The sequence below is a fragment of the Planctomicrobium stercoris genome (genome assembly GCF_051465655.1).
Taxonomy (GTDB): domain Bacteria; phylum Planctomycetota; class Planctomycetia; order Planctomycetales; family Planctomycetaceae; genus Planctomicrobium.
Genome location: NZ_CP195791.1, coordinates 2,658,616 through 2,673,422 on the forward strand (window position 1 = coordinate 2,658,616; position 14,807 = coordinate 2,673,422).

10 protein-coding genes and 1 tRNA gene are annotated in these 14,807 nt (G+C 58.5%); 5 read left to right on the forward strand and 6 right to left on the reverse strand.

Annotated features, from left to right (window positions below):
- Positions 1-315: 315 nt before the first annotated feature.
- The 6 genes from SH661x_RS10985 to SH661x_RS11010 form a co-directional block, all read right to left on the reverse strand.
- Entirely contained in the window at positions 316-2,502 is a 2,187-nt protein-coding gene (locus SH661x_RS10985) for an alpha-amylase/4-alpha-glucanotransferase domain-containing protein (RefSeq protein ID WP_437230890.1), read from the reverse strand.
- 265 nt (positions 2,503-2,767) lie between these two features.
- Entirely contained in the window at positions 2,768-4,189 is a 1,422-nt protein-coding gene (locus SH661x_RS10990) for a DUF1598 domain-containing protein (RefSeq protein WP_437230892.1), read from the reverse strand.
- Between the two features lie 108 nt (positions 4,190-4,297).
- Positions 4,298-5,665, reverse strand: a complete 1,368-nt coding sequence (locus SH661x_RS10995) for a tetratricopeptide repeat protein (RefSeq protein WP_437230894.1) — start codon at positions 5,663-5,665, stop codon at positions 4,298-4,300.
- Positions 5,666-5,781: 116 nt separating this feature from the next.
- Entirely contained in the window at positions 5,782-6,894 is a 1,113-nt protein-coding gene (locus SH661x_RS11000; RefSeq protein ID WP_437230896.1) for a D-TA family PLP-dependent enzyme, read from the reverse strand.
- A gap of 35 nt (positions 6,895-6,929) precedes the next feature.
- A complete protein-coding gene (gene panB / locus SH661x_RS11005; protein ID WP_437230898.1) occupies positions 6,930-7,706 on the reverse strand; it encodes a 3-methyl-2-oxobutanoate hydroxymethyltransferase in 777 nt (258 codons plus the stop codon).
- A 152-nt stretch (positions 7,707-7,858) separates the two neighbouring features.
- The gene (locus SH661x_RS11010; protein ID WP_437230900.1) at positions 7,859-8,860 is read right to left on the reverse strand and encodes an NADPH:quinone reductase; all 1,002 of its coding nucleotides are present in this window, start codon (positions 8,858-8,860) and stop codon (positions 7,859-7,861) included.
- Between the two features lie 477 nt (positions 8,861-9,337).
- Between SH661x_RS11010 and SH661x_RS11015 the strand changes: the two genes are divergently transcribed.
- The 5 genes from SH661x_RS11015 (at position 9,338) to SH661x_RS11035 (ending at position 14,441) form a co-directional block, all read left to right on the forward strand.
- Positions 9,338-10,564 carry an outer membrane protein assembly factor BamB family protein gene (locus SH661x_RS11015; RefSeq protein WP_437230902.1) on the forward strand — a complete coding sequence of 409 codons (1,227 nt, stop codon included), beginning with the start codon at positions 9,338-9,340 and terminating at the stop codon, positions 10,562-10,564.
- A gap of 191 nt (positions 10,565-10,755) precedes the next feature.
- A complete protein-coding gene (locus SH661x_RS11020; protein WP_437230904.1) occupies positions 10,756-11,631 on the forward strand; it encodes a hypothetical protein in 876 nt (291 codons plus the stop codon).
- A gap of 245 nt (positions 11,632-11,876) precedes the next feature.
- Complete coding sequence (locus SH661x_RS11025) at positions 11,877-13,166, forward strand: Gfo/Idh/MocA family oxidoreductase (RefSeq protein WP_437230906.1); 1,290 nt, start codon at positions 11,877-11,879, stop codon at positions 13,164-13,166.
- A 17-nt stretch (positions 13,167-13,183) separates the two neighbouring features.
- Positions 13,184-14,143, forward strand: a complete 960-nt coding sequence (locus SH661x_RS11030) for a nucleoside hydrolase (protein ID WP_437230908.1) — start codon at positions 13,184-13,186, stop codon at positions 14,141-14,143.
- A gap of 212 nt (positions 14,144-14,355) precedes the next feature.
- A tRNA-Leu gene (locus SH661x_RS11035) sits at positions 14,356-14,441 on the forward strand.
- The last annotated feature ends 366 nt before the right edge of the window (positions 14,442-14,807 follow it).

The window sequence follows — 14,807 nt, forward strand, 5'->3', positions numbered from 1 at the left end:
TCAAAACGGACAGCCATAGCGAGTCCATTTCACTGATGCAGCAGCGGATGTTCAAGTCACAGACCCGCTTCAGCTCCCGGTGCCGCGAAGGATGGGATGTGCCGTGAGCAGGATCTGTGATTGAAGTCGCTTCTATTTCGAAGCGTAGGAAGAGACGCGAAGGATTCTGGGCGGGGGGAATTTGTCATTAGTCAATTGTCATTTCTCATTTGTCATTGAAACAGCTGTGCAGCCACAAGTCCCATCAATGACAAATGACAAATGACAATTGAGAAATGACCAATGACAAATCCCCCCTGACCAATGACGGGTCTTCTACCCCCGAATCGCTGCCATCTCGGCGAGCTTCCGGGCCTGGGCGATCGAGGTGTCCGCCGTCAACTGAATCCGCACCTGCCAGCGGCCTGCGTGGTCGCCGGTGAAACGCCAGTGCGGGACGATGGTGCTGCTTTGATGGACAAGCTCAAAGCCCCCTTCACTTTGACTGACCGTCTGGATTGGGAACGTCCAGAACTCTGCCGGCTGCGTCAGTTCCAGAGAAGCGTCAATCCCCAGCCATTCATCCACCAGGCCGATCCGCATTCCTGCCGGGAGCGCCTGCACGGTTTCCAGCGGCCCGAGCTGTTCCCCGTGGGCGTTGTAGTAATAGCGATCGTCGAGTCCTGCGGGCATGGCTGCGAAGTTGAATTCGACAGCGAAGTGCACCGGGACGCCCGGGGGCAGCTGGCTGAGTTCGTAAGTGATTTCCAGCTGGCTGCCGTTGCCGGTGTCCAGGGCGATGGTCTTGTCCACGCGGATCCAGTGGTCCCCCATGCGACCTTCGCGGGACATGACGGTTTCCACGCGGTCGTCGGACCGTCGGATCTTCGTCTCGTACACGCCGACGACAAAATCCCCAATCCCGCCGTTGCCCAGCCGGAATTCTTCGAGATCAGTTTCCGGTCGAAGGAAATGGTCGACGAGCGACTTGCGCGGCCAGCGATCATAGGCAATCTTCTGATCGAGATTGGCCTGTTTGAATCGCACCCCCTCGTGCTTCAGGAAGGCGATGTCATCGACTTCCTCTGCCTTGGCAGCGGCTTCCAGCACGGTCTGGTGATACGGCTCCGGGCGACGATTGAGCGTGGCCAGCAGATTGACCTTGGTGCTGCGCAGGTCCAGTTCGTACAGGTGCCCGCCACGAGCGGGAGCGATGTAGGCGATCAGGCGGTCCCCAGACATCCGGACTTCCTTCCGGGCATCCAGATTGAAATCTTCCGCAGAGATATCGACCCAGCGGATTGGCCGGCCGTGAAGTTGTTCGACCGCCGTATCGGCTGCGATGAGGTGATGGTAAATCGCGTTTCGCAGGTGCGGCAGATAAAGCCCGCCGAAGGCTCCGTGCCAGTAAGGACAGTTGCACTGCCCGCGGTACAGATCCATGCGGGCCCTGTGGAACAGTTCCGGCCGTTCCCGCGCCGCTGCGGAGGTGCTCAATGCCTGAATGCGTTCGCTCACTTCGCGGGAGCGGCAGTACATCTCGTTGCTTTCGGGGTACTTGACGAGAAAGTTCCGCCAGAACCCCGCTCGAAAGAACGGCTTGATCTCTTTCCACTCCGGCTCTTCGGACAGTTCGGATGTGATTTTCTTGTAGTCCAGCTGTTGATCCGTGGGGAGCGCCCACTCGGTCATTTCGCGGTAGCTGGCGTTGGGGAGATAGATTTTTCCCTGGGGAGGAACTTCGTCGACCGCCTGCGCCATCGTGACGACCTTCAGCCAGTCGGCGTTGTCACGCAGTGCCTGGAACATCTCCCGCAGCCAGCCTTTGCCGTAAACATGCTCCTGGGTCCCGGGCCAGGACCCGAATTTTTCGCCGTCGTCGCCGAATGAGACTACGGTGTCAGGATGGCGTTCAGCGATCTTTCGCAGGTAGGCAATCGTCTCTTCCGGCTTGGACCACGGAATGGAATACCGCAGCGGTTCATCATCCGGGAAGATCTTGAGCAGACGCCCTTCGTTCTCCGTGATGTAGTACCCGTGCAGCTTGTCTTCGTTGAGTCCTGCCCATCGGAAATGCGAATCGTCCAGAATCGTGTATTCGATCCCGGCATCCACGATGTCGCTGGCGAAATTCGGTTCCCAGACCCGTTCAGGAACCCACATCCCGCGAATGTTCGTCTCGAACAGACTGGCCAGATGCTGCGTGTAGGCCTTGATCTGACCGACGCGGTCGCGCGCGGGAATCGAGGCGAGGATCGGCTCGAAGTACGGGCCTCCCAGAAGTTCCAGCCGTCCCTGGGCGATCAGATTCCGGATGCGGTCGATATATTCGGGGCGATGGACTTCCAGCCATTCCAGCAGGCTGCCGGAGAAATGCGCGGTGATCGGGAGTTCCGGGAAATCATCGAGAACGTCGAAGAACGGCTCGTACGAATCCCGGTACGCCTGCTCGAAGACGCCGTCGAAGTTTCCGACAGGCTGATGATTGTGAATCGCGAAAATCAAACGGATCCGCGGCGGCATATTGCAATCCAAAAAGTGAGATGTCCCCGTCGTGAGGAATCTCGCAGTCCACATCAGAGAAACGATGAAAGCGGTTCATAACAGTTTTCTCAGCCGCTTTGAACATCTGTTCTCACATAGACTCAAGAAGTTGCAAGGTTGAGAGTGCCCGCGCGACAGGAGTTTCCAACCGGCCGAGCGTGGCGGAGACCATCTGGGTAGACTGAGTGGAATGGGAAGTTTTTTGGCATGGTGGCCGCACTCGGAGAGTGCGGCGTACTTTGGGCTATTTTGCGGGTGCGTCGCCGAACAGGGACTCTGTGCTGATGGCTGAGCGGAAGCTGTCCATGTTGAAGCCTTCGGTGACCTTGGGCTGTCGGATTACGGGTTCGATGTTCATGGTCACCCCACCGACCAGTCCCAGCATCGTCCCTGCACCGGCGGAACGGAATGTCGACGCGGAAGGGATCGACTCCGGCGATGCATATTGCGGAAGTGGAAGTTTGTCCGCGGAATACAAAATCGAAAACGGCGCCTGTCGCAGATGCTTCCGCCCTTCCAGTTTGATCAATGCCCCCACGACCGCCAGATCGTAGAGATTCTGCAACTGGGCGAAGGGGACGGATTTATCAGCCAGTTCCTGAAAATGCTCGGTGAACAGCTGGGCGAATTTTTCGGTGCTTTGCCGCGTTGATGAGGCATCGACACGTCGTCCACTGGCGTCCGAAATTTCTTCCTGTGCAAGCAGTTTCGCCCGCTGGCCTTTGAGCTTGAAGACGGTCCGTTCCTGATTGGTTTCGAGCGGTTCATACATCGGGACGAACCACCATCGCTGCAGGCTGTTTCCCTGCGGTTTGAGCATCGAAAGGTGGCTGCGGATGCCGGGGATGCCTGCCGGGTCAAGCCCCAGGGCGATGCGCTTCATGCGAACGTCCGCTTCGACCAGAGCAACCGCAAAGTGAGAATCCTTCGGCACCCCCCAGACGGTGATCTCCTGATTCCCCAGCACATTGGCCATGGCGCGGAATCTCTGTTGGACCTGGGGCGCGGTGGCTGGGGTCGAGTTCTGACGCAGGAACTGTTGCAGCGACTGCATGTTTTCGGGAGTCGGATCGATCGAACAACCGATCGATGCATCGGGGGAATCGGTCGCCCTCAGCGCGGTGATGAGATCTTCGAGCAGCAGCACAGGGCGCCCGCTTGTGGTTCCGATCATCCGACCGAACTGGTCAGGGCCAAACGCCTCGGCGGGGCCGGAGAGGTAGACGTCCTGCTTTTGCGGATCGAAAACGACAGCATCAATTCGTTGCAGTCCTGCCAGACAGGCCACTTCGAGGGGAAGATCCGTTTTCTTTTCGAGATGCTGGGCGAGCAGCGTTTCCAGATTTCTCAGCGAGACCACCCGCTCGGTCGACTCCACAACGACATTCGCGGGCAGTTGTGATTCTGCAAACCGTGCCAGTTGCTTTTTCAGAGCGGCCGCCGGAAGAGGACGGTCATTGCGCAGCTGGACGATCCCGTCGGCATCGATGAGGATCCCGGCAGCGTTTCCGAGCCCGCCGTTGTTTCCGTTTCCTCCAATGCCACCGATGCCCCCAATTCCGCCAATCCCTCCGATTCCCCCAATCTGGGCGGATGCGGGACTCGGAGTGAAGAACAACACGAGGACGAGCAGCAGGCTGCTCATCGGGCGCGGAAACGTGGTCATGGAAGATCTCTCCCTATGAGCCCGCAGCATCGAACGATGACTCAGTCCAAATTTTGATCTTCTAAAAAGAATCCGGAGGCTGACACCTCCGGCTCGCCATGGAGAACTTCATCCGCCTGCCTGCAGTTTCTCCAGACGCTCTCTGGCGTCTTTGTAGTCGTAATCGATCACCAGCACTTCGCCGTAGTGAGTTTCGGCAGCAGGCTTGTCTCCGAGTTCTTCGCAGACCCGTCCGAGCAGGTAATGGCATTCCTTGAACGTCTCAGGTTCGACGTCGACATTCAGGTCCGGGATGGCACGTTCGAACTGTCCGCGGGCGAGCGGGAGTTTCTTGTCATAGACAAAGCACTTGCCCAGTGAGACGAACGCCTTGGCCTTTAAACGGGGATCCTGGCTTGCCTTCTGCAGCAGTGGGATCGACTGTGTCCACTTCTGCAGCTGCATGAGCAGCATGGCCAGTTCGTATTTCAGAGACAGATTCGAGGGATAACGTTCCACCCGCGCGGTGAGCACTTCAATCCGGCGATCACGCATGGCAATCGAGAGTTCGGCGGCCTTTTTACGGATCGCTTCATCGCCGGTTTTCTGGGCCTGCTGTTTGACGTCTTCCAGTGAAAACTTCATCAGCAGGAGTTCGGCATCTTCGAGCTGTTCGCGGACACCGGGGTCGTTCTTGGAAACTTCGACGGCACTGACGAGGATGTCGTGGGATTCCTGGAACTTCTTCACACTCTTGTAGTAGGAGGCGAGTTTCAGATACGGCTCGACTGCGCCGGGATCTTTGCGGATGGCGTGTTTGAGGTCGGCTTCCTGCGATTCCCCGGGGGCCACTGACGACTTTCCAGCGACAGCGGCCGCTTTGTTGGCCATCACGTCGCGAGTCTTTTCGGCGTCTTCGTAGCCGCCGCGATGGGTCGTCTTCTCGGTCTGCAGTTCCGTGATTCGCCGCATGGCGGTCAGGTCCTGCGGGTCCAGTTTGGAGACCTGTTCCCAGGCTTTGATGGCATCATCGTATTCGCCCCGCTCGCGCAGGAGAGTGGCGAGTGCGACGTAGTGGGACTTGTTCTTGGGGTCGGACCGGATCGCCTCCATGTAGGCAAACTTGGCGATTTCTCCCCGATCCAGCATCAGTGAGACTTCCGCCAGTTCGACATTGAGCTGGGTGTCCCAGGGGTTGATGTACAGACCCTCTTCGATCGCTTTGGAAGCTTCTTCCCAGTTTTCGGCAGTGCGGGCCTTTTTGATCCGGCTGCGGATTCCCATCAGCTTCGTCTTGCCGAAAGTGCCTGCCCCTTTGCCGTTGTCGCCGTATTTCTTCTTGGTGCTGTTGCGAAGGAACTGACGGTACAGAAGATTGCCCGGCTTGAATTTCACGCAGGAACTGAACATCTCGACAGCGAGATCCCAGTTCTCCTTCTGCATGGCATCGTTGCCTCTGCGATAGCAATCCCCTGCCCACTTGTCTTCATCCGCCACGTGTCCACTCCCACACTGAATACGCTTCGCAAATTGATTCCATGGCCCCGGCCCCGTTTTCTATTGTACGCAAGACGATAACAAACGGGCGAGAGCAGGCGAAATCCACAGGACCATCAGATTCGCAACCGTCGGTCGCGGGCGGTCACTTTCCATTCATCCACGATTTCTCCCCCTTCGATCACGGTGGCGTGCGAATACAGGGCCGACGTCGGGCAGATGTGTCGTGGAAGAACCAGGGTCCAGTCCCCGGGGCGAAAACGGTCCGCCTGTTCGGTTTCGATCACCAGATGTTCTTCATTGTGCACGACCTGAACGGCGTCCGGAATGTCTGCGAACCGGACCCGCTCACCCATCGGCGGATCGGAAGCGACCGACTTTGTCCCGGCATCAAACGTCACTCTTCTAGATGTTGGTCGACTCACCACTCGGGTGAGCACATACGCTGCCGGGAGGAAAGCCTCGAGATCGGCGTAACGTTCGCCATATCCCGCATCGTGAAAGACGCAGGTTCCCGGGGAGAGCTCGATGGCAGCATCGTTCAGCTCGGCATAGATCGGGAACGTTGGTGTTCCGCCGCACGAAATTCGAGGCACCTGAAGTCCGCCCGCTTCCAGTTCATCGCGAAACCGGGCCGCCTTACGCCATTCAGACAGCACCGCAGCCTGACGCTCTTCGCGATTCGGGTGAATCTGATGGCCGTCGTAAAAGTGAAACCCGGCAGGCTCGAGGCCGGGGGTCTGAGAGATCTTCCGATAGAACGCTGCAGCCAGGTCGCCGGGGGGAAGTCCCGTTCGATCCCGACCCGGATTCACGTCCAGCATAACTCCAATGGTGGTTCCCGCTGCGGTCATGGCGGCCCCCAGTTGCTCAATCGCTTCTGGATCATCGGCAGTCACGGCGAATTTCACGTCGGGATAGATCTTCCGGAACTGAACCGCACGGGCGATGTTCGGACCGACCAGAGGATATCCCAGAACGATATCCGGCACTCCGCTGTGTGCCAGCATCTCCGCTTCCGCGAATGTGGACGCCTTGTGGCGGGTGATTCCCATCGCTAGCTGCAGCTTGGTGACAGCCGCCATCTTATGGGTCTTGCAGTGCGGGCGGAGTCGCAGGGGATCACCGGCGATCCGAATCATGGTCTCCAGATTGTGTCGGACTCGATCCCGGAACACGATCAGGCCGGGGCTGAAAATTTCATCTGGAGTGCGAATGTGGGGAAGCATGGGCCAACTGCATGGGAGACAAGGAATGTGTGGAATCAGTGACTGTGCTGCGAAGTCGGGAAGCTGCCGTTTCGGACTTCGTCGACGTATTGTCGAGTCGCATCCACGATCTGGCTTTTCAGTTCTGCATACTGTTTCATGAACTTCGGTTTGAAGCCTGTCATACCGAACATATCGGGGGTCACCAGGACCTGCCCGTCGCAGTGCGGTCCCGCGCCGATTCCGATCGTGGGGATCGACAGTGTTTCGGTAATCTTGCGGGCGACATCGGCGGACATCAGCTCCAGCACAATGCCAAACGCTCCTGCCTGTTCCGCAGCCACAGCATCCGCGAGCAGCTGTTTTTCATCACGCTGAATTGCGGACATTTTTCCGAGCTTGCGGACCGACTGAGGTCGCATGCCCACATGTGCCATCACCGGAAGATCGCACGCAGCCAGCCGCTCGATGGTGCGGGCCTGATGAACTCCCCCTTCGAGCTTGACCGCGCCAGCTCCTGTCTCTTTCAGGATCTTGCCCGCATTTTTCACAGCCTGACGACTGCTGACCTGATAGGTCATGAACGGCAGATCGACGATCACCAGGGCCTGCTTCACGCTGCGAGCGACAATTTCACCGTGATAAATCACCTGCTCCAGCGTGACGGGCAACGTGCTGGTGTGTCCCTGAAAGACCATCCCCAGCGAATCCCCAACGAGGATCGCGTCGATACCCGCCTCATCCAGCATGGTGGCCCACAGGCAGTCGTAGGCGGTCAGAACGGAGAGCTTTCTCCCCTGGGACTTGGCTTTCAGAAATTCAGGAACGGTCATGGCGAGATCAGGGGGCAGAGGTCGGGGGACAGGGGACAGGTCAGGGGGCTAGAGCGGTTTTGCCAATAATCTATTACGTTCCGCAGGCGATCATATGGACTTTCATGCGGTGAAAATCCTGAATCGCCTGCACATGATAGACCCAAACTGGTCTAGTCGATGCGGACGACGATTTTGCCGGTGAGCGATCCGTGGCCGCGGAGTGTGTTTTCTTCCATGACCTGATGCGCCTTCGCGGCATCGCGAAGCGAAAACTGCTCGCCGATCACTGGCTTCCATTTGCCCGCTTCGAACCACTCATTCATGCGTTCGGCGCAGACCCGCTGCTCATAGGGAGTCGCATTGAAAATTGCGAATCCGCACAGTTTCAGATCGTTCGTGTAAAAAGGACCGAGCTTGAACTGCAACTGAGCTTCCCGACCCGCCATCACGACCAGCCGGCCTCGTTTCTTCATGAAACCGATCGCACGGGTCAGGTCGGGCTCACGCTGGGTTTCCCACCAGAGATCGAGTCCACCATTGGCTGCAGCCGCTTCCTTGATGAGTTCGTCGATTTGTGGGGACCGATAGTCGAAGGCGTCTTTGGCTCCCAGCTCCTTGCAGAGCGCCCGCTTTTCCTCGGTTCCAGCCGTGGTGATGACCTGTCCTCCGGCCGCTTTGACGAACTGCACGACCATGGACCCCACTCCGCCGGTCCCGCCATTCACGAAGACATATTCTCCCGTCTTGAGCTGGGCGTGCTGAAAGAGTCCCAGCTGAGCGGTGATTCCAGTCAGAGCCCCTGCGGCCGCCTGTTCATCAGTCATTTTGGCGGGGGTGGGATAAAGCCAGTCCGCATCGACGGCGGCATACTCCGCGAACGTCCCCTGCCGTTTGAAGAGCCCCTGATTGCTCCCCCAGACGCGATCCCCGACCCGAAACCGCGTGACGGCACTTCCGACTTCTTCGACTGTTCCCGCCAGGTCGCAACCCGGGATGTATGGAAATTCGACCGGCATGGGAATGCTGCCGGCGCGGATGTAGGTGTCAATCGGGTTGATCGATGCCGCTGCGACTTTGACCAGAACCTGCGAGGGCTGAATCTTCGGGGTTGGCAACTCGCCGTAGATCAGTTGATCCGGAGGGCCAGGCTGGTTGACGTACGCGCATTTCATCTTCTGTTCTCCCATGATCGGTCAGGTCGCTTCCGATTTTAGAAAGGCCGATACGGTGGTGCCACCCGGTCCGGGAAGAGCGAAAGTCCAGATCGTGGAATTTAACAGTGAATCACACCGTGAAGCGAATTCTTCTGAGCTCTCCAGCTTCCAGAGATGTGGGAAGCGGGGAAGACTGCAGCTGCCGCATTCCTCCGATTCGGATGATTTGCGATTCTGAAATCCCTCCGTGTCACCGTGTCTCCGTGGTGAAGTCCAGCTTCTCTCTCACGAAGACATTGTGGATTACAACGGTTTTACCGGCCCCGGACACGTTCGCAGGTCGGTTTGTAAGTTGTGCAGGCAACGAAGATGCAGACTCCGGCTGGAGAGAGTGGAGGGACGTGGTTGCCAAGGGTCGTCCGCGACGATCTGATATACTGTCCACGTTCTCCCCCTCGGTCTTTTTTTTCGATACGTCACGTCCAGGATTCCATCATGCCGTTGTCGATTCGACTCCTCTCGGCCGTCGCAGCTCTGTCGATCTGCCTCCAGTCCGCTTCGGCACAGGGGACCTTCCTGCCCGATGAGGGGGAATTGAATCGGCTCGGACTGACGATGAGCTGGTGGGGACAGGCGGGAGTCAATGCCTCCCGGGATAACGTCGAGTTCTTCACAGCGGACGAGCAAAACGTCTTCGTCCAGTCGTCGACGGGGATGCTGAGCAGCTTTCATGGTGAACTGGGGCGGAAGCTCTGGACCCGGCTGGTGGGAACCCCCGACCAGCAATCCTATCCGGTCACAACCAGCGATCAGGAAGTCCTGGTCACCATTGGTCTGCACCTGTATTCGCTTGATAAAAGAACTGGGAAGACGCAGTGGGAACTGATTGTCAGCGAGTATCCCTCGACCTCTCCGGAAATGGACGAAAAGCAGATTTTCGTCGGGACGCTGGACGGAAGTGTGCTGGCCTATGACCTCCCGAAAGTTCGCAGTCTGTACCAGCGGGGAATGCTGCCGCAGTGGACTGTCCGCGCCCGGATGTGGAATTTCCAGACGCCTGACCTGATCATCTCCCCCCCGATTCCTGCTGGGGACGACGTTGTTTTCGCCTCAAAACGTGGCATCGTCTATTCGTTGAAGGCACAGAGCAAGGAGCTGAAGTATCAGCTCGAGGCAGGGAACCTGATTCTGACCCCGCTGGGATATTCCAAGGACAAACTGTTTGTCGCTGATCGCAACGCCCGGATGCTTTGCATGAATACCGCCACCGGGAGCGTCATCTGGACATTCGCGGGAGGGACGCCCATCGCCCAGCAGCCACGGGCTGTCGACCGTTTCGTCTATGTGGTTCCGCACCGTGAAGGGCTGACGTCTCTAGCCACCGCCAGCGGGGTTCAGCAATGGCAGCAACCGGTGGCAACTTCGTTCGTCGCAGCCAGTGAAACCCGGGTCTATGCGCGGGACGAAAGCAAGAATCTGCTGGTCCTGGACCGCGCGACCGGCAAGCTGATCGGTTCGATGAACATGCGGAATTACCCCATCCACGCTGCGAATGACAGAACCGATCGCATCTACCTGAGCAGCCCCGGCGGAACCGTGATCGCCCTGCGGGAAATCGGATCCGACTATCCGGTCTACCACCTGCATCCGGAACGTCGCCCGATTCTTCCGGAACTCGCTCCTGAAGAGGAAACCCAGCAGTTCGATCAGGAATCAAACTGATTTTGCCCGGTCCTTTGCTCGAAGTGACTGCAGAGCTTTTTGTGAAAAAATCCCGGAGTTTGAAAATCTCCGGTTGATGATTCCTGTCTTTCGCCCGTTTTGATCATGGTCGAGACGTGGCGTACAGGGCCGGGCAATTGAAATGGCTCTTGAGCGCCGACCCTTCGTGGCTGCTATCCGGGAGTCTGGCGATGATCATTTCTCGCAATTGGACGCTGGCTGTTGCTTTGCTGACGGGACTCGAACTGATCGCCGGAGCATCACTGCAGGCGGGGGGAGACCGGCCGCTGAAGAGCAGTCCGTATGACCCGGAAGCGAAAGCTGTCGGGCTGTTTTCCGGTCTCGAGGAAGGTGTGATTTCCGTCAAAGTGGTCGCGAAAGGAGCCGAAGGGGGAGCCCTGTTCCTGACCAACAAGACAACCGAACCGCTGACCGTGAAGATGCCGTCAGGATTCGTCGGCGTCCCTGTGAAACCCCAGTTCGGAGCTGGTGCGGGGGGAATTCCCTTTGGTCAGAATCAGGGAATGGGGACAGGCGCGGGGAACGCAATCACCGCAGCGACCGGAACACAGGCCATCGGAGGGGGAACGGTCGGGAACACTTCGGCCAATCAGAACGGTCCTGGCGCGAGCGGGAATGCTTTCCCCCAGGGCTTCTTTTCGATCCCCGCTGAAAAGACGCTGCGGGTCCCCTATACGTCGGTCTGCCTGAATCACGGGCTCAACGAGCCGACCTCACGCACACATGTGCAGCTGGTTCCGGTTGAAGAATATACTGCTGATCCCGTCCTGCAGGCGCTCATCAATGACGTCGGCAGCGGTGAACATGATCGGCGTTCTCTGCAGGCCGCCGTCTGGCATATTGCCAACGGGATGAGCTGGCAGCAGCTGGCCGAAAAAGGGACCAGCCCGGTCCGCATTCCCGGCGACAACTTCTTCTCCGCGTCCCAGATGAAGGCTGCGAAAACTCTCGTCAAAGAAGTTCAGGAGCAGGTCGGCTCAGCCAGCAACACTGCGGTCGCAACAACAACTGGCTCTTCGGTCCGCCCCAAACTGACGGGCAAGTAAGCCCGGGGCCAGATCCTCTTCCCTCTTCCCCGCCCCCGCGCGCCGTTCTGGTTATGCCTCGAGCTTCCCGCTGACTCCCGGCCAGACGCACGCTCTCCCGCAATGCGGTCTTGCGATCGCCCCTTTCTCCTGAGAAACTTGAGGCGACAAGAAATTTCCCCCCAGCACCCGGAAAAAGGTGTGCTTCCGCTCCCCGCGTGTTAAAATTTCGTTTGATTCCCGCCTCTTTTGATTTGCAGCCTTCCATGAAGACCGATCAACCCGCGTCCGGATTCAATCGCCGCGAATTTCTGGGAAACAGCGCGCGCAATGCTGCCGGTGTCGCTGCAGGGATGTTCAGCCTGGGGCTGGCCGCCGCCCGCGAACAGAGTCCCAACGAGGTGATCCGGGTCGGAATCATCGGGCTCGGGCAGCAGGGGCGCGAGCTGGCGGGAGAATTGAATCAGGTTCCCGGAGCGAGTGTCACTGCCATTTGCGATGTTGACGTCCATGCCATGGCGGCAGCACAGCATGAGATTTTCGATCAAACCGGCCAGCGCCCGCTCATCATTCCGCATCACGAAACACTGCTGGGCCGGCACGACATCGACGCCGTCGTGATTGCCACGCCGGATCACTGGCACGCCCGCATCGCCATGGATGCCTGCGACGCCGGAAAAGATATCTACCTCGAACAGCCTGTCGCACACACCTTTGATGAAGGTCAGGCCCTGCTGCAGAAGGTGAAACAGACCCATCGAGTTGTTCAGACGGGGTTGCCTCAACGCAGCGGAGCACACTTCCAGTCTGCAGTCGAACTTCTCCGTGCGGGGACGATCGGACGAGTTCACCTGGCGAAAGCCTGGGCCATTCATCGTCGCCGGTCCATCGGGAAGGCGGCGAACTGTCCTCCTCCGGCAGGTGTCGACTACACCCGGTGGCTGGGACCTGCGGCATCGCGGGCCTTTCAGCCCAACCGGTTTCATCAGAACTGGACCTGGTTCTGGGATTACGGTTCTGGAGAACTGGGGCTGTGGGGAGTTCAACTGCTGGACGTCGTCCGCTGGGGGTTGAATCTCGATCTTCCGCAGCGCATCGCTTCCACAGGGGGGCAGCGTGCCTTCAATGATGATCGCGAAACGCCTGACACGCTGACCGTTCAGTATGAGTTCCCCGAAGTGGATGTCGTCTGGGAACATCGACAGTGGAGCAGTCGCGGAATTGAAGGCCGCACCGCTGCTGCTGCTTTCTACGGGGAACATGGAACACTGATCGTCGATCGCAGTGGGTGGAAAGTCTACGACGGCCGTGAAGGTCTCTATGCCAATACCAGCGAGATCCGACAGAGTCATGTGAGAAACTGGATCGACTGCATCCGCACACGGCAGTCCCCGACCGCTTCGCTGGCGATCGGGGAGCGGAGCATGCTGCTCTGCCATCTGGGGAACATCTCTTACCGGCTCGGACGTGAAGTCCGGTTCGATTCGCAGTCCCTTTCGTTCGGTGCGGATGTGGAAGCAAATGATTTGCTGCGAGGCACTCCTCAACGTGCCTGACCAGTCTGGGAGCGAGAATGCCTGCCGAAAAGTTGATCATTGACGCCGACCCCGGAGTGGGCGACGCCATCGCGATTGCCCTGGCGCTGTCCGATCCGGAACTTGAAGTGATCGCTGTCACCTCGACAGCCGGAATGGTCTCCGGAGAACAGGCATTCAGAAATCTGCAGACGCTGGTCTCGATGCTCGACCCGCCCCGCTGGCCTCGCATGGGCTGGAGTTCGGCGCCTCGCACAAATACCGCTGGAAGTCACGAACTGACCGGACTGTTTCTGCGAGACAGCATGCACGGGCTCGCGGATTGCGAAATCATTGAAGCAATTCCACATGCCCCGACCGACTCCGCCAAGCTGCTTTCCGATCTCGTCCGGGAATGGCCGGGCGAACTGACGCTGCTGACACTCGGCCCGCTGACCAACCTGCAGCTGGCGGTGGATCGACATCCCGATTTCCTCGAGCAACTCAAAGGGCTGTACTGCCTGGGAGGCTCGATGACCGCGCGGGGAAACATCACTCCAGCCAGCGAATTCAATATCTTCGCCGATCCGGAATCTGCCCGGAACGTTCTGACCTGGCCGGCCACAAAGACCTTGATTCCCCTGGAAACGTCGGAGCAGTTCGGCCTGACCTTCGACCAGTTCGATGCCCTGAAGATTGATGAGTTTTCCCGACTCGGGAGATTCCTTTCAAAAACTCTGCCGTACATTCTGCGAGAAAGCCGGATCCAGCTGGGCCGCGAGGGAGCCCTGTTGCCGGAACTGGTCGCGCTTGCTGCGATTTCCCGACCGCGTCTGTTTGAGCGAAGGTCGATGCGGATTGACGTGGAAGTGGCTGGAGAGCTGACCCGCGGGATGACCGTTTTCGACCGTCGCGGAGCGGAATTCCGCCAACCGAATATCGATGTGCTGACGGAAGTCGACACCGTGGGAGTGCGGGATTACCTCACGCAGCTCATTCGTGCTGCCGACACCGAATGACCGTTTCCCGGCGTCCGAGTGTGCCGGATTTTCGGGCTTGGGCCAGCGTTGGTGGGGGCGGTTGCATTCGCAGTCCGGAATTGGGGAAACCGGCGTGCGCGTTGTGTTGCTGTCCGGTCGGGCGATCTACTATGATCCGCCCGCCGATGACCTTCACCCACGCAGACGCGAAACATGTCGCCCTGATGAGATGGAAGTCGCCGAATTGAAAGGCCGAAGTGGCGGAATCGGCAGACGCGCTGGATTCAAAATCCAGTGAGGCTCAAACCTCGTGTGGGTTCGACCCCCACCTTCGGCACCTTGCCCCGTAACGACTTGCGTTGTTACGGGGTTTTTCTTTGGGGTGCTGGATCCCGAGAGCGTCTCGTCACGGGGTGATGGGCATTTGCCTGCTGAACGGGACTCGAGGTCTGTTGAAATCGTTCTGTTGTCCACAGCGTTCTGCTTCCGTGTTGATGACAGAGCATGTCCCTTACAGACTCGCAAGTCGTTTCGATGTGACCCGACAGCATGGGCATCTTCTCTCAACTTGCCCAGCTTCTCCGACTGGCAACACCGGACTGATTTCACGCGGCACTCGCTCAAAGTTCGTTGGTTCCCTGATGAAAGACTGTACAATTTGGCAGGCACCGGAAGGTGGGATGCGCTCGTCGCCACTGTCCAT